The 19,619-nt window shown below is 62.7% G+C and carries 19 protein-coding genes; 7 read left to right on the forward strand and 12 right to left on the reverse strand.

Annotated features, from left to right (window positions below; translation table 11 throughout):
* The first annotated feature begins 28 nt into the window (after positions 1-28).
* Entirely contained in the window at positions 29-1,123 is a 1,095-nt protein-coding gene (gene apbC / locus REH59_RS05630; protein WP_003254924.1) for an iron-sulfur cluster carrier protein ApbC, read from the forward strand.
* Between the two features lie 251 nt (positions 1,124-1,374).
* Here the strand turns inward: apbC and REH59_RS05635 are convergent, their stop codons facing one another.
* The gene (locus REH59_RS05635; RefSeq protein WP_003254922.1) at positions 1,375-1,584 is read right to left on the reverse strand and encodes a cold-shock protein; all 210 of its coding nucleotides are present in this window, start codon (positions 1,582-1,584) and stop codon (positions 1,375-1,377) included.
* A 327-nt stretch (positions 1,585-1,911) separates the two neighbouring features.
* Between REH59_RS05635 and dcd the strand changes: the two genes are divergently transcribed.
* Positions 1,912-2,478, forward strand: coding sequence for a dCTP deaminase (gene dcd / locus REH59_RS05640; RefSeq protein WP_003254920.1), 567 nt, complete (start codon positions 1,912-1,914; stop codon positions 2,476-2,478).
* Positions 2,479-2,572: 94 nt separating this feature from the next.
* Positions 2,573-2,800 carry a hypothetical protein gene (locus tag REH59_RS05645; protein WP_003254918.1) on the forward strand — a complete coding sequence of 76 codons (228 nt, stop codon included), beginning with the start codon at positions 2,573-2,575 and terminating at the stop codon, positions 2,798-2,800.
* A 6-nt stretch (positions 2,801-2,806) separates the two neighbouring features.
* On the opposite strand, the gene pdeM is transcribed toward REH59_RS05645, so the two are convergent.
* From pdeM to REH59_RS05680, 7 genes are all read right to left on the reverse strand, one after another.
* A complete protein-coding gene (gene pdeM / locus REH59_RS05650) occupies positions 2,807-3,457 on the reverse strand; it encodes a ligase-associated DNA damage response endonuclease PdeM (protein WP_014860065.1) in 651 nt (216 codons plus the stop codon).
* A complete protein-coding gene (locus REH59_RS05655; protein WP_014860066.1) occupies positions 3,454-5,904 on the reverse strand; it encodes a ligase-associated DNA damage response DEXH box helicase in 2,451 nt (816 codons plus the stop codon). Before REH59_RS05655 ends, pdeM begins: the two co-directional genes overlap by 4 nt.
* Positions 5,905-5,971: 67 nt before the next feature.
* Positions 5,972-7,087, reverse strand: a complete 1,116-nt coding sequence (locus tag REH59_RS05660; protein WP_003254913.1) for a succinylglutamate desuccinylase/aspartoacylase family protein — start codon at positions 7,085-7,087, stop codon at positions 5,972-5,974.
* Positions 7,088-7,200: 113 nt separating this feature from the next.
* Complete coding sequence (locus REH59_RS05665) at positions 7,201-8,859, reverse strand: ATP-dependent DNA ligase (protein WP_014860067.1); 1,659 nt, start codon at positions 8,857-8,859, stop codon at positions 7,201-7,203.
* Entirely contained in the window at positions 8,856-9,872 is a 1,017-nt protein-coding gene (locus tag REH59_RS05670; RefSeq protein WP_012051409.1) for a ligase-associated DNA damage response exonuclease, read from the reverse strand. Before REH59_RS05670 ends, REH59_RS05665 begins: the two co-directional genes overlap by 4 nt.
* Before the next feature lie 126 nt (positions 9,873-9,998).
* On the reverse strand, positions 9,999-12,440 hold the full coding sequence (locus REH59_RS05675) for a penicillin acylase family protein (protein ID WP_014860068.1): 2,442 nt from the start codon (positions 12,438-12,440) through the stop codon (positions 9,999-10,001).
* A 103-nt stretch (positions 12,441-12,543) separates the two neighbouring features.
* The gene (locus REH59_RS05680) at positions 12,544-13,884 is read right to left on the reverse strand and encodes a PLP-dependent aminotransferase family protein (protein WP_012051411.1); all 1,341 of its coding nucleotides are present in this window, start codon (positions 13,882-13,884) and stop codon (positions 12,544-12,546) included.
* Positions 13,885-14,056: 172 nt separating this feature from the next.
* Here REH59_RS05680 and REH59_RS05685 point away from each other — a divergent pair, with 172 nt between their 5' ends.
* From REH59_RS05685 to REH59_RS05700, 4 genes are read left to right on the forward strand one after another with little or no spacing between them, the layout of a single operon-like run.
* Positions 14,057-14,770, forward strand: coding sequence for a serine O-acetyltransferase (locus REH59_RS05685; protein ID WP_003254905.1), 714 nt, complete (start codon positions 14,057-14,059; stop codon positions 14,768-14,770).
* The gene (locus REH59_RS05690; protein WP_004576216.1) at positions 14,767-15,555 is read left to right on the forward strand and encodes an alanyl-tRNA editing protein; all 789 of its coding nucleotides are present in this window, start codon (positions 14,767-14,769) and stop codon (positions 15,553-15,555) included. The genes REH59_RS05685 and REH59_RS05690 overlap by 4 nt, the downstream gene beginning before the upstream one ends.
* Positions 15,552-16,763: an MFS transporter gene (locus REH59_RS05695; protein ID WP_014860069.1), complete on the forward strand. Its 1,212-nt coding sequence runs from the start codon at positions 15,552-15,554 to the stop codon at positions 16,761-16,763. Before REH59_RS05690 ends, REH59_RS05695 begins: the two co-directional genes overlap by 4 nt.
* A complete protein-coding gene (locus tag REH59_RS05700; protein ID WP_014860070.1) occupies positions 16,760-17,662 on the forward strand; it encodes a pyridoxal-phosphate dependent enzyme in 903 nt (300 codons plus the stop codon). Before REH59_RS05695 ends, REH59_RS05700 begins: the two co-directional genes overlap by 4 nt.
* A 167-nt stretch (positions 17,663-17,829) precedes the next feature.
* Here the strand turns inward: REH59_RS05700 and REH59_RS05705 are convergent, their stop codons facing one another.
* Genes REH59_RS05705 through REH59_RS05720 form a run of 4 tightly spaced genes read right to left on the reverse strand, consistent with a single transcriptional unit; the run spans position 17,830 to position 19,490 of the window.
* Positions 17,830-18,033: an SEC-C metal-binding domain-containing protein gene (locus REH59_RS05705; protein WP_014860071.1), complete on the reverse strand. Its 204-nt coding sequence runs from the start codon at positions 18,031-18,033 to the stop codon at positions 17,830-17,832.
* A 7-nt stretch (positions 18,034-18,040) separates the two neighbouring features.
* Complete coding sequence (locus REH59_RS05710; protein ID WP_014860072.1) at positions 18,041-18,514, reverse strand: LEA type 2 family protein; 474 nt, start codon at positions 18,512-18,514, stop codon at positions 18,041-18,043.
* Between the two features lie 2 nt (positions 18,515-18,516).
* On the reverse strand, positions 18,517-18,993 hold the full coding sequence (locus REH59_RS05715) for a YchJ family protein (RefSeq protein ID WP_003254897.1): 477 nt from the start codon (positions 18,991-18,993) through the stop codon (positions 18,517-18,519).
* A gap of 2 nt (positions 18,994-18,995) precedes the next feature.
* Positions 18,996-19,490 (reverse strand): DUF6231 family protein, encoded by a 495-nt coding sequence (locus tag REH59_RS05720; RefSeq protein WP_004576211.1) that lies wholly within the window; start codon positions 19,488-19,490, stop codon positions 18,996-18,998.
* Positions 19,491-19,619 lie beyond the last annotated feature (129 nt).

The following is a 19,619-nucleotide window of genomic DNA, read 5'->3' on the forward strand; positions in this document are numbered from 1 at the left end:
TACATTCAGTTTGCCAATGGGAGTCTCCATGAGTGCCGTCACCCGTGCCGCCGTTGAAGGCGTGCTTCGCCAGTACACCGACCCCTACCTGAACCAGGACCCGGTCAGCGCCGGCTGCGTGCGCGCCATCGATATCCAGGGCGGGCAGGTCAGCGTGCAGTTGCAGTTGGGTTATGCCGCAGGGCTGTTCAAGAACGGCTGGGCCCAGGTGCTGCAGACCGCCATTGGCAGCCTCGAGGGGGTCACTGGCGCCCAGGTTTCGATCGATTGCGTGGTGGCTGCGCACAAGGCCCAGGCCCAGGTACCAGCCATGGCCAACGTCAAGAACATCATCGCCGTGGCCTCGGGCAAGGGCGGTGTGGGCAAGTCGACCACCGCTGCCAACCTGGCCTTGGCCCTCGCACGCGAAGGCGCACGGGTAGGTATTCTCGATGCCGATATCTACGGCCCCAGTCAGGGGGTGATGTTCGGCATCGCCGAGGGTACCCGTCCACAGATTCGTGAGCAGAAGTGGTTCGTGCCGATCAAGGCCCATGGCGTGGAAGTCATGTCCATGGCCTTCCTCACCGACGACAACACGCCGATGGTATGGCGTGGCCCGATGGTGTCTGGCGCGCTGCTGCAACTGGTCACCCAGACCGCCTGGGATGACCTGGATTACCTGGTGATCGATATGCCGCCGGGTACCGGTGACATCCAGCTGACCCTGGCACAAAAGGTGCCGGTGGTCGGCTCGGTGATCGTCACCACGCCACAGGACCTGGCGCTGCTGGATGCCAAGAAGGGCGTGGAAATGTTCCGCAAGGTCAACATTCCGGTGCTGGGTGTGGTCGAGAACATGGCCGTGCATATCTGCTCGAATTGCGGCCATGCCGAACACCTGTTCGGTGAAGGTGGTGGCGAGAAGCTGGCCAGCCAGTATGGCGTCGATCTGCTGGCGTCGCTGCCGTTGTCGATGCTGATACGTGAGCAGGCCGACAGCGGCAAGCCGACGGCGATCGCCGAGCCGGAAAGCCAGATTGCCATGGTTTACCAGGAACTGGCCCGCCAGGTGGGCGCGCGGATCGTGCTGCAGGAAGCTGCGGCGCCGGCAATGCCCAGCATTACCATCAGCGAAGACTGACGCATTCCCTGTGGGGCAACTGTCTTGCTCAATTTCTAAAAGCTGGCGCGATCCCTGTGGGAGCGGCCTGGCGTCGCGAAAGGGCCGCGCAGCGGCCCCAGGATCTCGGCATAATGCTTAGATTGCTGGGGCCGCTTTGCGGCCCTTTCGCGACACAAGGCTCCACACACTTGCAATGCATGGCCTTCAGACAGGCATAAAAAAACCCGCCAGAAGGCGGGTTTTTTTGAAAGCTAGGAAGCTAGATCGACTTAGGCGATCTGAACTTCTTCAGCCTGCATGCCTTTCTGGCCGCGGGTAGCGACGAAAGTAACAGCCTGGCCTTCTTTCAGGGTTTTGAAGCCGTCAGCTTGGATGGCTTTGAAGTGCACGAACAGGTCATCGCCCGACTGAGGGGTGATGAAGCCGTAGCCTTTCTCATCGTTGAACCACTTAACAACACCGGATTGACGGTTGGACATTTTTCTGTCTCCTTGGACAATTTGATAACGGTCAGGAAAAACCCTGCCCGGGACTGAGCGCAAAGAGAGCAGAAAATTCAGCGATGGGCCGATCAGGATCGTGCATCAAACTAGAGATTCTCGGTGTCACGTGCAGCACAGTGGCAACACCTTACCCCACTTTCCGCAACCTGCCAATGGTCAGAAGACGCTTTAGGCAAATTCGGATCGGCGGCGGCTGCAGCCCCCACCCGGCGCGGGATGTGGGATGGAACTTTAACCTGGGCGCCGGGACCGGTAATATGCGCGTCACGATTTTCACCTCGCAACTCTTCAGGACACCCCGCCATGAGCATCAAATCGGACAAGTGGATTCGCCGCATGGCGCAGGAACACGGCATGATCGAGCCGTTCGTCGAGCGCCAGGTGCGCGGCGAGCAGGACAACCGCGTGATCTCCTTCGGCGTCTCCAGCTACGGATACGACGTACGCTGCGCCGACGAATTCAAGGTGTTCACCAACATCAACTCGGCCACCGTCGACCCGAAAAATTTCGATGCTGGCAGCTTCGTCGATATCAAGAGCGACGTGTGCATCATCCCGCCAAACTCTTTCGCCCTGGCGCGTACTGTCGAATATTTCCGCATTCCCCGTGACGTGCTGACCATTTGCCTGGGCAAGAGCACCTACGCCCGGTGTGGCATCATCGTCAACGTCACGCCGCTCGAGCCCGAGTGGGAAGGCCACGTGACGTTGGAGTTCTCCAACACCACCACGCTGCCGGCGAAGATCTACGCCAACGAAGGCGTGGCGCAGATGCTGTTCTTGCAGTCCGACGAAGAGTGCGAAGTGTCGTACAAGGACCGTGGCGGCAAATACCAGGGCCAGCGCGGCGTCACGCTGCCGCGTACCTGAGCCGACAAGCGCGGGGAATTACCCGCGCCTTTGGCACTCCAACGAAGTAACGCCGGTGTGCATGATGTACATCGGCTTTCGTCAGGAGCAGCCAATGAAACTCCATCCCGCAATCAGTGCCAAGCTGGCAGGCCTGCAGCCCAATCACGTAGGGTTGTTGCCCTGGTCACTGCTGGCGCACCCGCTGCCCATGCAAGCGGGGGGCGTGCCCCATCAACCTGACCCCGATACCCCGCAACCGCCGGAACCCGGTGAGACGCCTCCCATGGAGCCGGGTGAACCGACCTTGCCGGACGAGCCGCCTCCCGCCCCTGTCGCCTGAGCGTCGCTAAAGCGGCCAGACGCGGTCAGCGCCAACCAGGTACAGCCGGCTGGCGCTGGCGGGGGTGATTTCCCATCCTCCGGTGAACTCACCGAATGCAGGTAGCAGGCTGACTTGCTCATCGATCACGAAGCAAGGCAGGCGCAAGCGCTGACGGGCCTTGCCGCGCAGGACGAAGACGGGGTGTACGTGGCCCGCCAGTACCGGGTGTGTGTGGTGGGGCTGCGGCTCGTGCTGCAGGGCAAAGGGCTCCAGAACCCAAGGCTCGTCCACGACCTGAATATCGAGCGAGGCGGGTGGATCGCCGGCGTTGCGGTCATGATTGCCGCGTATCAGCACTATTTTCAGTTCATTGTGCCGCTTGCGCCAATCATCCACTTTGGCCAGCGTTGCCGGTGCACGGGCCGCGCGGGCATGCAGAAAGTCGCCCAGGATGATCAGTTGTTCACAGTCCTGTGCGGCCAGCAGGCGATCGAGCCTGGCGAGTGTCGCCTCAGTCGTTCCACGTGGCACCGGTTGATGCAGGGCGCGGTAGCTGGCGGCCTTTCCGATGTGCACGTCAGCCACCAGCAAGGCGCGGCGGGCGGGCCAGTAGATGGCTTTGTCGGCAAGCAGCCAGAGCGCCTGCCCCCAGTGTTCGATGGGTTGGTAATTCATCCCGCGTCCGCCGCTTGTTCCAGTTCCGCCACCATCCGCGCAATGCGGTCTGCCAGCTTCTCGGTGCTCAATGTCTCGCGCATGCCTTCCACCAACAAGGCAAACGCCAGTGGCCCTGGCCGCTCCAACGCCCGCAGGTCCAGTTGCAACTCACTCATTTTTAGCAGTTGCCGATGCAGCCGTTCGATTTCCAGCTCTTCGCTCAAGACTTCATCCCGCGCCTGGCCAAGCAGCAAATTCCCCGCGTCGTGCTTGCGAAACACCTCATAGAACAGCCCGCTGGAGGCCTGGATTTGCCGCGTGCTCTTCTGCGCGGCGGGATAACCACCAAACACCAGGCCGGCAATCTGGGCAATTTCACGAAAACGCCGCAGTGCCATTTCCCCGGCATTCAGGCTGGCCAGCACATCTTCCAGCAGGTCCGTGGTGCCGAGCGCGTGTGGCAAGTGCCTGGCCCAGTCCACCTGGGCAGGGCTGAGGAGTTCGAATCCGTAGTCATTGACGGCAATCGATACCGACAGTGGTTGTGCGCGGCTAACCCGCCAGGCAATCAGATTGGCCAAGCCCAGGTTGGCCATGCGCCCGGCAAAGGGATACAGGAACAGGTGCCAGCCCTGGCGTGACTTGAAGGTTTCGGCCAGCAGCGTGCCTGTGGTGGGTAAGGCTGACCACTGCGCCTGAAGCGCAAGCAGCGGGCGTACTGCCCGCATTTCCGGCCCGTCAAAGCGTTCATGGGCGGCAGCATCGAGTTGCTCGACCAGCGCCTCGGCCAGTTCGCTCGAGAGCGGCATGCGCCCGCCGTTCCAGCGCGCTACCGCAGCCTTTCGCGCCGTGCTGCGACGCACATAGGCCGTCATGTTTTCCACACGCACCAGCTCCAGTACCCGCCCGGCAAATACCAGCGTATCGCCGGGGCGCAGGCGGGCGATGAACGCTTCTTCAACACTGCCCAGCGTTTTCCCGCCGCCGCCCTTGCTCCAGTATTTCAGTTGCAGGTTGGCATCGCTGACGATAGTGCCGATGCCCATGCGGTGGCGCCGCGCCAAGCGTTCGCTGGTAACCCGATAAACACCGTCGGCCTGGCGCTCGACGCGCTGGTAGTCCGGGTAGGCGGTCAGTGAGCTGCCGCCGTGGCAGACGAAGTCCAGCGCCCATTGCCATTGGCTGTCGCGCAACTGGCGAAAGGCCCAGGTGCTGCGCACTTCGGCGAGCAGTTGCTCCGGGCGAAAGCCGCTGCCCAAGGCCATGCTGACCAGATGCTGTACCAGCACGTCCATGCACAGGCGCGGTGAAAAGCGGGATTCGATGTGGCCGGCTATCAGCGCCTGCCGGGCCGCCGCCGCTTCCACCAGTTCCAGGCTATGGGTGGGCACCAGGGTGACCTTGGAGCGCCGCCCAGGCGCGTGTCCTGAGCGACCCGCCCGCTGCATCAGGCGGGCGATGCCCTTGGCCGAGCCGATTTGCAGCACCCGCTCCACGGGCAGAAAGTCCACGCCCAGGTCCAGGCTGGACGTGCAGATCACGGCCTTCAGGCTGCCTTGCTTGAGGCTGCGCTCGACCCAGTCGCGGGTATCACGGGCCAGCGAGGCGTGGTGCAGGGCGATCAGCCCGGCCCAGTCCGGGCGGGCCTCAAGCAGGGCCTGATACCAGATTTCTGCCTGGGCGCGGGTGTTGGTGAACACCAGGCTACTGGCACTGGCATCGATCTCGTGACAGACCTGGTCGAGCATCTTCAGGCCCATGTGTCCAGCCCAAGGGAAGCGCTCGATCGCTGCTGGCAGCAGGGTGTCGACTTGCAGCGCCTTGTCTTGCCGGCCTTGCACCAGCAGGCCGCCCTGGGGCAGCAAGACATCCCGTGCGTGTTGCAGATTGCCGAGCGTTGCCGACAAGCCCCAGGTCGGTAGGCCTGGGTGCCAATGCCGCAGGCGCGCCAAGGCCAGCTGCAGTTGTACCCCGCGCTTGTTGCCAAGCAGCTCGTGCCATTCATCCACTACCACCAGTTGCAGCGTGGCGAAATCCTCATGTGCCTGTGCCCGGGTCAGCAGCAGGGTCAGGCTTTCGGGGGTGGTGATCAGCACACTGGGTAGCCGCCGGGCCTGTCGGGCGCGCTCGGCACTGTTGGTGTCGCCGCTGCGCACCCCTACGCTCCAAGGCAGCTGGAGCTCATCAAGCGGCGCTTGCAACGCACGTGCGGTGTCGGCGGCCAGGGCACGCATGGGCGTCACCCACACCACCTGTATGGGGGCCAACTGGCGGCTTTGGGGCCTGGGCTTGAACGCACGTAGTGCAGCGAGCCAGACCGCATAGGTCTTGCCGGCACCGGTACTGGCATGCAGCAAACCGGACTCGCCCCGTTCGACGGCAGCCCATACGCGCCGTTGGAAAGCGAAGGGCTTCCAGCCGCGCTTGGCAAACCAGGCATTGGCGAGGTCGGTAGCAGCAGGCATGAGGCAGGTGGCCCTCCGAAGGCTGTGCTTCTACAGACCACTTGCCGGCTGCAATGGTTTTACCGGATCAATTGGCCAACAGGTAGCCGCTGCGGCATACCTGTTCGCCGGCCACATGGGCGATGACCATGCCAGCCGTGGCCATGCGCCGTACGCTACGCGCATACAGCAGGCCTGGCTGGCTGTTGCGCAGGGCGGTGACTCGGTCACTGAGCGGGTCGATGACTTCGGCAATCAGTTGGCCGGCCTCCAGGTGCTGGCCCGGTTTGGCGTGGTAAACCAGCAACCCACCCAGTGGCGTTGCCACGGGTTCCACCGCGGCCAACGGCGTGGCGTGGCGTAACAGCGCGGGCAGAGCGGCGCTGGTGCCTTCGATGACACCTGCATGGGTCAGGAAGTCGAGGATCGCCTGGCAGTCCTTGCTGGCCAGATCATGGCTGACATCCGCCTGGCCACGCAGCTCGACGGTGACCGAGCAGCAGCCCAGCGGAATCGGGAAGCGTTTGCCGAAACGTTGCTGCAATTGCCACCAGACCAGGCTGAAACATTCATCGAACGACTGCCCGCCCGAGTCCGTTGCCAGCAGGCTGGCCTGGGCGCCCAGGTAACGGGCCAAGGGTTCGATCTGGGGCCAGGCATCGGGTGTGGTGTACAGGTGCTCGACTGCTTCGAAGTCGCAGTGCAGGTCCAGCACCATATCGGCATCGCAGGCCAGGCGCTGCAGTATCAGGCGCTGGGCCTGCAGGGGTGTGCGGGCCGGGTGTGCGTCCAGGCCGCGGCGCAGGTATTCGCGGATCAGTGCAAGGTTGTGCGTCGGGTCCTGGGTGAGGTGTTCTTCGATCAGGTCGCCGATGCTGTCCGACAGGTCGACGAAGTTGCGATTGAAGTTCTCGCCGCTTTGCAGTTCAAAACGCCCCAATGGCGCATCCAGCAGCACTTGCTCCAGGCCCACCGGGTTGGCCACCGGCACCAGAATGATCTCGCGCTGCAGTCGGCCTTGCTGTTCCAGCTCGACCAGACGGCGCTTGAGGTGCCAGGCTACCAGCATGCCCGGTAGCTCGTCGGCGTGCAGTGAGGCCTGTATATAGACTTTGCCACCACTGCGAGGGCCGAAGTGGAAACTGTGCAGTTGGCGGGTGATGCCCGGTACGGGGGAGAGCAGGTCATGGGTTGAATGGTGCATGTTGGTCCTGGCTGCGTGGCGAAAACGGTCTGCGACACGGGTCGGCTCAAAAATAGAAGCATAGTTTCAGCGAATGCGCCTCATCCTGCAGCAGTCGGGCATCGCAAACTTTTTCAGGCCAGTAGCGCCTGCAAGGTGGCCAGGTCATCTGCCTCCTCCACCGGCTTGTCCAGCCGCCAGCGCAGCATGCGCGGAAAGCGCACGGCGATACCGCTTTTGTGGCGCCGGGACAGGGCGATGCCTTCGAAGCCCAGCTCGAACACCAACGTTGGGGTCACACTGCGCACCGGCCCGAACGTTTCCACCGTGGTCTTGCGGATGATGGCGTCGACCTTGCGCATTTCTTCGTCACTGAGCCCTGAATAGGCCTTGGCAAAGGGCACCAACGCCCGACCAGGGGTACCTGCCGGTGCATCCCATACGGCAAAGGTGTAGTCGCTGTACAGACTGGCCCTGCGGCCGTGGCCGCGTTGGGCATAGATCAGCACCGCATCGACGCTGAACGGGTCGATCTTCCACTTCCACCAAATGCCCATGTCCTTGGTGCGCCCCACGCCGTACAGGGCCTCGCGCTGCTTCAGCATCAGCCCTTCCACGCCCAGGCTGCGTGACTGTTCGCGCTGGCGGGCAAGGTCGGCCCAGTCCGGGCCTTGCAGCAAAGGCGACAACAGCACGGGGGCAAGTGGGTGTTCATCCACCAGGCGTTCCAGCTGGCTTCGGCGTTCGTGCTGCGGTCGGCTGCGCCAGTCATCGCCCTGCCACTCCAACAGGTCGTAGGCCTGCAACACCACCGGCGCATCGTTCAGCAGCTTTTTGCCCAGCGTTTTGCGACCGATGCGCTGTTGCAGCAAGGCGAAAGGCTGCACGGCCAGTTCCGTCTCGGTTTCACCGGGTTTCCAGACCAGGATCTCGCCATCGAGCACCACGCCATCAGGCAACGTCTGTGCCAGGCCATGCAGTTCGGGGAAACGCTCGGTAACCAGTTCTTCGCCGCGTGACCACACCCACAGCTGGCCATCGCGCTTCACCACTTGCGCCCGAATGCCGTCCCACTTCCATTCGATTTGCCAATCGCTTGGTGGCCCGAGCAGGGTATCGAATTGATCGCTGGACACTTGCAGCGGATGGGCCAGGAAGAAGGGGTAGGGCTGGCCGCCACGCTGGTTGTGTTCATCGGCGGACTCCGGGGCGATCAGCCTCTGGTAACTGGCTGCAGTGGGGCGATGGCCTATATCGGTGTAGCCGACCAGGCGCTGGGCCACGCGTTTGGCGTCCAGCCCGGCCAGTTGCGCCAGGGCGCGGGTGACCAACAGCTTTGACACGCCCACGCGAAAGCTGCCAGTGATCAGCTTCAGGCATAGCATCAGGCTGGCGCGGTCCAACCGTGCCCAGAGCGGCGGCAGGCGCTGGCGGACTTGCTCAGGCGCTAGCCCGCGCAGGGGCAGCAAGTGCTGTTCCACCCAGGTGGCCAGGCCTTCATCGTTGCCATCGGCGTGCAGCGGCAGCAGCAGCGAAATGGTCTCGGCCAGGTCGCCCACGGCCTGATAGCTTTCTTCGAAAAGCCAGTCGGGCAGGCCAGCCAGTGCCGTTGCCAGTTCGCGTAGAAGGCGGGTGGGCACCAGTTGGCGTGGGCGCCCGCCGGCCAGGAAATACACCGCCCAGGCAGCATCGTCGGCGGGCGCCATGTCAAAGTAGTCGCGCAGTGCCTCGAGCTTGGCATTGCTGGAGGTGGTCGCGTCCAGGCGCAGGAACAGCGTAGCGAAGGCTTTCATGGCGAGGGGGCGGTGTTGGGCACATCGTCTTCGTCGCCATACTCGGTGACAAAGGCGCGGGCATCCAGGCCTTGTTCGGTGAGGTAGCGCACCAGTACCTCGACCGAGCCGTGAGTGACCATCACCCGTTGGGCACCGGTCTGGCCAATGGCCCAGAGCAGGCCGGGCCAGTCGGCGTGGTCGGACAGCACAAAGCCCCGGTCCACGCCGCGCCGTCGGCGGGCGCCGCGTAGCAGCATCCAGCCGCTGGCGAAGGCATCACTGTAATCGCCAAAACGGCGCATCCAGCTACTCCCGCCGGCTGATGGGGGCGCCAGGACCAGTGCCTGGCGCAGCAGAGGATCGTTGCGCGGTATATCGCCTGCGTAGCGGGTTTCCGGCAGGCGGATACCGGCATCCCGATACACCCGGTTGAGCGGCTCCATGGCGCCATGCACGAGGATCGGGCCGATGCTGGCATCCAGCCCATGCAGAATCCGCTGGGCCTTTCCGAAGGCATAGCAGAACAGCACGCTGGCCTTGCCCTGTTCACGGTTGGCCCGCCACCAGGCATTGATGCTGGCGAAGATCTCACTTTGGCTTGGCCAGCGGTAGATCGGCAGGCCGAAGGTCGACTCGGTGATGAAGGTGTGGCACGCCACCGGCTCGAAGGGCGTACAGGTGCCATCGGGTTCTACCTTGTAGTCACCGGATGCAACCCAGACTTCACCTCGATACTCCAGGCGCACCTGTGCCGAACCCAGCACGTGCCCGGCCGGGTGCAGGCTCAACGTCACGCCTTGGTGCAGCAGGCGCTCACCGTAGGGCAGGGTCTGCAAATGGATGTCCTGGCCCAGGCGGCTGCGCAGAATGCCGGCACCGGGGCTGGCGGTCAGATAATGGCCATTGCCGCTGCGTGCGTGGTCGCCGTGGCCGTGGGTAATGACAGCCCGGTCCACGGGCCGCCAGGGGTCGATGTAGAAATCTCCGGGCGGGCAGTACAGGCCTTCGGGGCGGGCGATGACAAGGTCCATGGCACGGGCACTGGTTCTGGGGTTACCCGTTAAGAGGCATGGTGCCAGACGTTAGTTCGGATGGATTTGGGAGGGCGCTGCTGAAAAACTTCATCAAGCCCCCTCATGCACCCCTGAAGAATGCCGTTACCGCCCCGGTACCAATGTAAGCCGCTGGTTGCCATACGCCCTGCCGAAGTTCTGCTGTTGCAGTGGCAGGCTCATGAAGCGCCCTTTGAACCAGGCATCCAGCCCGTCGCGGTAATGCGCGCTGGCCGGGTTGCCGGACTGGCCGCTGCTGGTCAGTATCTGCAACGGTTCGGCCTGGCCGAAGTCGACGATCATCCGTGCCGAGGCTGGCAGATGCGTGTCGAAGTCGCTGCCCCAGGCGAATGGTGTGAGGGCCAGGGTAGTGAAGTCGCCGCCTGCGGCAAGCGGCGCACGGCTGATCGCATCCCCCAGGCCATGGTAGGCCGGTGCCGGCCAGCGGTACTGGTGCAGCTGGCCCCACTGCCAGGTGCGTCGGTCGGCACCCAGCTGCGCGATCCCGGCCTCCATTGCGCCCGCCAGGCTGCGGGCGAGGATGGCGGGCTTGTCTTCTTTTTGCGGCGTGTTGCGGTCATCCCAGAAGGGGCTGTCATCGCGGCCCAGCAGATGATCGGCCTGCGCCGAGAACGACAAACGTGCATTGCTGACGAATGCCTGCCACGCCGGGCCGGCCTCCGGGCCCAGGTCATCGAGGAAGGTCTGGCGAGCGACCTCCTGCAAGAACAACTCGTACAGCGCGGCATCGGCCGACACCGGGCTCAGGCGGCCATCGAAGGCCTTGAGCCGGGCCAGCGTGTCGCGGGCCTTGTCGCGCTGCCCGGCGGGGAGGGCGTCGATCGCCTGCTTCAGTGGCTGGGCCATGCCGGGTGCGTCGAACATCTGCTTGAGCTTGTTGGCCAGCAGGGTCACTTGGTCGTTCTGCAGGGCCATCAGGCTGCGACTGTCGTGGCGACCGTTGCCGGCCAGCTGTGCCAGACGTTCGGCACGTTCGGGGTAGTACCAGGTGCTGGACAGCTGCATGCCATAGCCGCGCGGCAGGCTGCGCTGGTTGGCGTGGCCGATCCAGCCTGCGGGCGGGTCCTGGTCGTACGGGTGCAGCATCGGGTCGGCATAGCCGTCCCAGTCGTAACGCCCGTCCCAGCCCGGCGAGGGCAGCAGGCCCTGGCCTTCGCGGCGATTGGGGTAGCGGCCACTGACTTGCCAGCCGATGTGCTCAGGCTCGGCGAAAACAAAGTTGACGGCAGCAGCCGTCACTTCACGTGTGCTGTCGAAGGCCCGCTCCACGTTCTTGGCCCGCGTCAGGTCGAACAGAGCATCCAGGCTGCGATCACCTTTGAATTGGGGCAGGTTCAGCGCCAGGCCCAGGCTGGCGTTTTCTGGCTGGGCCAGCAGGGTGCCGTGGCGGGTGTCGTACATCACTTCGCGCACGGGTCGCTGGCCACGTACAAAGTAGGTTTCGCTGCGGGCGCGGGCCGGCAGCCATTTACCATCGGCCAGGTAGCTCAGCTGATTGCCTTGGCGGCGCAGCTGCTCGAGGAACAGGTCCTGATTGTCGGCCATGACCGCGCTGCTGCTCCAGGCCAGCTTGCCATTGTAGCCGGCCAGCACAATTGGCAGGCCCGGCAAGGACAGGCCGGCAACCTGGTACTTGCTGGTATTGATTTGTACCGGGCTCAAGGCCCAGGCGGCGCGGCTGTCGCTGGCCAGCAGGCTCTTGCCGCTGCGGCTGCGCTGCGGGCCCAGGGCCAGGTTGGCCGACCCCGGGCTACCGAGCAGGTCGAGGTCGGCGAGCTTCTGGCTGGCAGCTGCCAGGGCTGGCAGCCCCGGCAACTGGCTGGCCAGGTTCAGGCCCTTGAGCTTGTCCACTTCCATTTCGGCCAGCGGCTCGTCCGGGGCCCCGGGCAGCAACCAGGCCAGCTTGTCGCTACCGGCTTTCTGCGCCAGGGTCAGGGCGCTGAGTTCCTCTTGCAGGTTGACCGACTGGCTGAACGCGTACAGGCAGAAGATCAGCGCCGAGTCTTCAGGCTTCCAGTATTCGGGGCGATAGCCACTACTGGCCAGGCCTGCTGGCAGCTTGTCGCGGTAGCGGAACAGGTAGGCGTTGACCCCGCGCGCGTACACTTCGAAGAAGCGCTTGAGCCGTGGCGATGCGTCGGCGTATTGCTGGGCGGCACTTTGCTTGAGGTTGGCGGCGCGCATGAGGCGGTCGATATCCAGCGCCTCGCTGCCGGCCAGTTCGGCCAGACGGCCTTGGGCGAGCAGGCGCATGGCGACCATCTGTTCGATGCGGTCGCCGGCGTGCACATAGCCCAGGCTGAACAGCGCATCATGGAAGCTGCTGCTTTCGATCAGCGGCGCGCCCATGGCATTGCGCCGTACCGAAACATTCTGTGCCAGGCCTTTGAGCGGCTGCACGCCGCTGGTCGGTGGCACGCTATCCTGGTAGCCGCCCGTCTGGCAGCCGGCCAGCCCGAGCATGCCGAGCAGGGTGGCAGCGGTTGCGAACCGCAGGCGGAAGGGAGGAAAGGCGGGGGCGGCCATGGCAAGGGCTCCTGCAAGGCGAGGCTGGTTTGGAAAGGCGCTAAGGTAGTAAGCGCGCAGGCGCCATGCAAGGTCCCAGGTCGGTTTATTTGATCGCGCCGGGTCAAACCTCGAAGTGCTCGGCCAAGGCGTCGGAAAAATGCGTGCAATTGATGCGCGTGTAGCGTTGGTAGTCACGGCTCACCGCGAATGCAGAGCCCGGCATCAGCAGGATCTTGTGTTGCTCCAGTTTACGCATGAAAGGTTGCAGGTCGGGCAGGTCCGGGTGGTAGACCCAAAGGAACATACCCCCTTGCGGCGCTATATCGAACTGCCAGCCGCGCTCGAGCAGCAAGCGTTGGGTTTGCACTTGCTGGCGGATCAGGCGCTGCTGCACGTCTTTCATGTGCCGGGCATACGTGCCATCCGACAATATGGTGTTGACGAAGCGTTCGCAAAACGCAGGGACGGCGACGCAGGTCAGCAGTTTAAGGCGTGTGAGCGGTTCGATCAGGTCTTGCGAGCAGGCAATGAACCCCACGCGCAGCGATGCCGACAGGCATTTGGAGAAGCTGCCGATGTAGATAACCCGGTCAAGGTTGTCCAGCTCGGCAAAGGTCTGGCGCACAGCAGGGCTGAAGTCCCCATAGACATCGTCCTCGACCACGAAGAACTCGTGCTCCACCGCCAGGCGCAGGACGCTGAAGGCGTTGTGCGGGCTGATGTTGCTGCCGGTCGGGTTGTGGAAGGTGCTGTTGCAGAAAAACGCCTTGACCTTGTGCCTGGCCAGGTGGCTTCTCATTTCTTCCACATCTGGCCCGTCCTGGGTCCGCCGAATGCCGACGACGTGCCCGCCAGCCAGTTGGATCAGCTTGATCAGGTTGCCGTTGCCCGGCTCGTCGACGAAAACGTGGTCGCCCGGTTTGATCAGCAACCGTGCAACCAGGTCCAGGCCTTGCGTGGCACCCAGTGTGGTCAGCAACTGGTTGGGCCGTGCTTCGACACGGGTCAGCCGTTTCATGTGCACGCACAGCTGTTTGCGCATGGGCAGGTACCCCTGGATGTCGCCGTACTCTGCCAGCGAGCTTTGCTCCAGCCGCGCCGTGCGACGAATTGCCTTGGCCAGCAGTTCGGTGTCGCGCCACGCGGGGGGCAGCCAGCCGCTGCCCAGCTTGGTGAAGTGCTGGCCGCCCTGCAGCAGCCGGAACAGGGGGTCGCCGGCCATGCATTCGGGTTCGTGGATCACGCTGGTCTGCCTGGCGCGGTTTGCCACGAAGTAGCCTCGCCCAGGTGATGCCGTCAATACCCCTTCGCTGACCAGCTGGGCATAGGCCGACACGACGTCGTGGTAACTGAAGTCCACTGCAGCGGTCAGCTTGCGGATGGAGGGCATGCGTTGCCCGGGCAACCACTCGCCTGCATCCAGGCGTTGTTTCAAAAGGTGATGAAGGCTGCAGGGGATCATGGCAGGTCCGAAACCGTTAGAAAAAAAAGCCTAACAGTTAACGGAAATGCTTGTCGACTGTTCGTTTGCAAATGGCCAGCACATGCCAATATCCCCGTGTCGGAACTATCGGCTGCCAACAAAGGCGGCACTTTTAGCGTCTGTGCAGACCAGACAACTGGATATCAAGCCCATGCACCCTATGGACATGCAATCAGCCGTCATTGCCAGGCTTCCTGTCCCTGACGAACTGGAGTCATTCAAAGTTGTAAAGAATCTTGTGACCTCGGCGTTATTGGAGTGTTGTTCAATCGTCGAGTTCGAAGCACTGAAAGAAACACCGGTCATTGAACGTGTGACTGAACAGGCACATGCCGATTTACAGGCATTTGCCATGAAAGATCCGGCTGCCGGCCGCGACCTGGTCTTCATTGCAAAAACCTACACCTCTTATTCTGCGGTTTTGCATTATCGGCTGGCCCATTGGATCTACAACAATAGCGCCGCGACCTACGGCGCCGGCGGTCAATGCCTGGCCGCCATGATCTCCAGGCGCGGAAAAATGCTTTCGGGGGCGGAGATCCATTTCCGCAGCCGCATTGGTGCGCGCTTCATCATCGATCACGGCATGGGCACCGTCATTGGTGAAACGTCGACCATTGGTGACGATTGCTACGTGCTTGGCGGCGTAACCCTGGGCGCCCGCGGTATCAGTGACAACCCCTCGAGCCCCAGGCACCCGACGTTGGGTAACCGGGTGCAGATCGGCGCTTTCGCCAGTGTGCTGGGCGCAATTCATGTCGGTGACGGTGCGTTTATCGGGCCGGGCTGCATTGTGACCAAAGACGTCCCGGCCGCTGCCCGGGTACAGGTTAAAACATCATTGCAGGTGGTATTGGAATCATGAACGCTCTGAACTATGAAGTTTTAAGAAATACCGAAAAACTGTATTACAAAGACCAGTACCTGGCGGGCGCGAATACGCAAGTAGCGCGGGTGCACAGTGACGGCATCGAGTTGCTGAGTACGGTGGCCTATCCAGAAGGGGGCGGCCAGGAAGCGGACTTCGGCACCATTGAATTACCGGTGGGTACCGTGCGATTCGTCTGGGTTAAAAAACTCTACGGTAGCCCTATTCGCCTGGACGGTTTCAAAGGCGGAAAACTGGGCGGCATTATTATTCACAGCCTGCACCCGGATGATTTACACCTGTTGGATGAAGTCACCGTGGGCATGCCGGCCCGCGTCACTATCGATATTGAACGGCGCGAACGGCTGACGTTGTCTCACAGTGCCAGCCACTTCCTGTATGCCGCCGCCATCGGGCTGCGTGAAGAACTGAAGCAATGGACGATCGGCTGCCATATCAAGGAGGACACGGCCCGTTTCGACTTCCTGGTCGAGGACGCTTTCACGGCTGAAGACGTACTTGAAATAGAACGACGGGCGAATGAACTGATTGGCTGCGATGCGCCGATCGAGCACTACGCGGTTCAAGGCCTGGAAGACGCGCGTTTGTGGACCTACGACGGCATCGAAATCCCGTGCGGTGGTACGCACCTCGATTCGCCTCGGCGCATCGGGCGCCTTAGCGTCAAGCGCAAACGCCTGGGTAAAGGCAAGGAACGGCTGATCTGCGTGTTCCCCGAGGCCGAAATCGACTTGTCCACTTATCACGAGCACGCACTATGAACAGCACGTTACCGCGGCGCACGTACCTGTACTTCACCGCACAGTCGATCAACCTGACGACTGCCGTGATGTCGGTGACGATGGCCGCCATTGTCGGGGCTGCGCTGGCGCCTGATGCCGCATGGTCCACGGTGCCGTACGGGTTCCAGTTTCTATGCCTGATGCTGGCAACTTATCCGGTCTCCAGGCTGATGAGCCGTATCGGCCGTAAAAAGGCGTTCATGCTGGGCGCGATTCCCCTGGCGCTGTCTGGCGTCAGCGGCTTTCTGGCGGTGGAGCACCAGCATTTTCCAACGCTGGTCCTCAGCCACTCTGCATTGGGTGTGTACATCGCGTTCGCCAACTTCAACCGGTTCGCGGCAACCGACAATCTTTCCCAGGCCTTGAAGCCCAAGGCGCTTTCGCTGGTCGTGGCGGGCGGGGTCATCGCGGCTGTCGTCGGGCCGACGCTTACCGAGTGGCTGCGTGACGTGGGTGGCTACCCACTGTTTTCGCTGTGTTATGCCGCGTTTGTCGGCCTGGCGTTGCTTTCATTGTTGATTGCGCTGTGCCTGCCCAACGATGCCGGTAAGGCCAGCGCGGTCAACAGCGCAGCAAAGCCGGCCAGTGTCCGTGCCGAGCCGGCAGGCCCGAGCGTGGTTGTGGCAATGGCTGTCGCTGCGCTGGGCTACGGGATCATGAACCTGCTGATGATCCAGGCCTCGATGCACATGAAACACATGCACGAGGACTTCACTGACGTCCGCCTGGCGATCCAGTGGCATGTGATTGCCATGTTTGCCCCGTCGTTCTTCACCGGCGCCATCATCCAGCGGCTGGGTATCAAGACCACCATTTGCGCGGGCCTGGCCCTGTTGATCGGTTGCTCGGCGATGAATATCTGGTCGCACAGCTACGCCATGATGACCTTGGCACTGATTGCCCTCGGGCTGGGCTGGAACCTCACTTACGTAGGCGGAGGTGCCTTGCTGGCCCAGTCACTGCAAAACAGCCCGGCAGCGATGCAGATGCAGGGCAAGAACGACCTGGCGATTGCCATTTTTGCCACCCTCGGCGCATTCAGCCCCTCGTTGTTGCTGAGCTCGGTTGGCTGGGACGGTACCAACGCCATCTGCATGGTCCTCTGCCTGGGGCTGCTGGTTGCCACCGCCAGCCTGCTGCAGAACAAGGCCTGCCTGCAAACGTCAATGGAAGGTAGCCGCAAATGAGCGAGCTCATCAGTGTCAGCGATCGTATCTACACCAAGCTGGAAATGAACAACCCGGGCGGTAGCCACAAATACCGGGCGGCGCGGCGGATCATCGAACATGCCGTGCGCAAGGGGGACATCATTCCCGGGGTGACGACCGTCATCGAGAAAACCGGTGGCAGCTTCGGCTTTGGCTTGCTGGCGGCCTGCCACAAGTACCAGGTCGCCGTAGAGCTGGCGGTCGGGCTGAGCTTCAGCCAGACCAAGCGGGATCTGCTGGAGTGTTTCGGTGCCCGACTGATCGGCAAGGAAATGCTGATGGCCGGTGCCACACCCAAGGACGTGGTGATGCATCACCTGGATAACCAGGCCGCGCTGGGCAAGTCATACTTCTACACCGACCAGTTCAACAACCCGGTAGGCATCGAGGCCCATCGTTATCAGACTGCCAGTGAACTGGCCGTGCAACTGACCAACGCCGGGGCAGGGCGGCAGATCCTGTTCGTGGGCTGTGCGGGTACTGGCGCCAGTTTCACGGGTATCACCCTGGGGCTGAAAGACCATGGCTTCGACGTGTCGACGGTGCTGGTCGACCCCAATGGCTGTGATTCGAGGGCTGGCGTGTTCACCGATCATCGTTTTGAAGGCATGGCCGTGGGCGTTTGCCCGCCGTTCATGGACTGGTCGCTGGTGGACGAGCGGGCCCAGGTGCAACATGCAGAAATGCTGGCCGCACAGCGCTGGTTCTACATGCAGAGTGGCATTTTCGTCGGTAATACAGCCGCTGCCTGCCTGGCGGTTGCCCAGCGCATGGCCCAGCACCCGCGGTATGTCGAGACCACCCTGGTGACCATCGCCTATGATGCCGGCCTCTGGTACCAGGATCTGCTGGGGGCTAACCGGCGAAAGGCCGCGTAGCCTCCTGTGTCAGGCTCATGATCCAGAGGCTGGCACGCTACCTGGGGGAGTGGGCAAGCACGCGAAGCATGCGACGCGGTGTATGGCACGGGCTTCGCCCGTGTTCGCGGGCGCGCCCGCTCCCACAGTGTTCGAGCCATCTCTCAGATTTTTATGGCGTCAGTCGATCAGGCGCCGTGGCACTTCTTGTACTTCTTCTCGCTACCGCACGGGCACGGGTCGTTACGGCCAACGTCCTTCAGGGCGTTGCGTACCGGCTCCTGGTGGCCGTGGTTGCAGTGCGGGCCGTGTACATGGCCGTGGTCGTGGTGGTGATCATGGTCATGGTCATGGTTGCAGTCAGGGCCATGAACGTGGGGTTGTTGGGACATTGCAGGGTTACTCCGGTATGTAATCGTCGGGGATTATCTCACCACTGCGCGAGATGTGCAGGTCCCGATGGATGAGCAACCCGGTCGCCAGTTCGCCCTGCAGGGTGTAATGCAGCGGCTGCTTGCTTCTGAGCAGCTTGGCCAGTGGCTTCAGGTGCTGCCACAGGTTGGTTCGTGCGGTGATCTTGAAAGTGCGCCCTGCATGCCCGCCCACGCTGCGCCATATGCTGGCTTCATCCTGCACCAGTAGCAGGTCATTGAGGCGTATTGCATACGACACGTTACGAATGAACAGGCGGCTGTCATTGGGGTTGTCGACCCGCAGGTGCAACACGAACTCCTGTTCCAGCAACCTGGCCTTGACCGTTTCGACCTCGACCAGATGCACTTCGGGCTCGCGCCAGTCCTCACCCCAACTGGCACAGCCCGTCAGCCATGCCAGTAGCGCACCGAGCAGTAGCAGACGGGTGCGCTTGATCATGTTCAGTTCCCTACGTAGCTGGCGCAGCATTTCTTGAATTTGTGCCCGCTGGCGCAGGGGCAGGGGTCGTTGCGCCCGGCCTTCAACCCGACCGTTGGGTCGATGAAGTACCAGCGGCCGGCATGCTGGACGAACGCCGAGCGTTCGCGGTGCTGATGATCGCCGTCTTGGTCGTGCCAGCGTGCGGTGAAGGTGACGAAGCTGTGCTCGGGTTGGCCGCCCAGCACTTCTGCGCTTTCCACCTCCAGGCCCAGCCAGGTGCTCTGTGCACTCCAGTCGGCCATGGCAGCACGGTCCAGGCCGGCTTGCTGGGCCGGTAGGGTGGTGGCTACCAGGTAGTCGACCAGGCCCAGCACGTAGGCACTGTAGCGTGAGCGCATCAGGGCCTGGGCATCCGGTGCCGGGGTACCGGCATGGTAATGCCCGCAGCAGGCGTCAAGCAGGTTGCCACTGCCACAAGGGCAGACCGAGACACTCATCATCACCACCAGTACTTGCCGAAGTTTTCAGGGTTGGCCCAGAACCTGGCATTGAGCCAGTCCGGGACCTGCTTATAGTCATGTAGATCATAGGTGAACAGGTTCAAAACCTGTTGCTCACGGCAGAATTTCTCGCTGGCCGACATGGCCAGGGCGAAAAAGTCGGTGTCCTGCCAGCCGCAGGCAGCCAGGTCGGCCAGCACTGCAACCCGGCTGGCATTGAGGTTGCGAATGCCGCCGAGCAGCTCCAGGCCGGTGCGCTTGGGCAAGTGCTCCAGGCAGTCCACCAGTACCGCCAGGTCAAAGCGCTTGGCGGCCAGTTCGGCCGGCAGCGGCCCGGGGGCGGCGGTGTCGATGGTTACCTGGGGGTGTGCCTGGGCGAAAGCGTCCAGCGCTGGGAAGCGCGTACCCACCAGCAGCAGCCGTTGTGGAGTGAAGCGCTCGAGCAGGGCTGCCAGGGCCTGTTGCGGGGTGCGTTTGGAGAAACCTTCGGTCATTGCCATTCCTCGTTCAAGTCATCCAAGACTAGCGGGCTGCGGCGTGCGGGCAAAGGGGCATGTGACCGTGTCGTAGCTTATTGCTGGCAGGGTTGGAATGCGCGGTCTTTACTCCCAGAGATCGGCCTT

It is taken from the genome of Pseudomonas sp. BO3-4, assembly GCF_034044115.1.
Lineage (GTDB): Bacteria > Pseudomonadota > Gammaproteobacteria > Pseudomonadales > Pseudomonadaceae > Aquipseudomonas > Aquipseudomonas alloputida.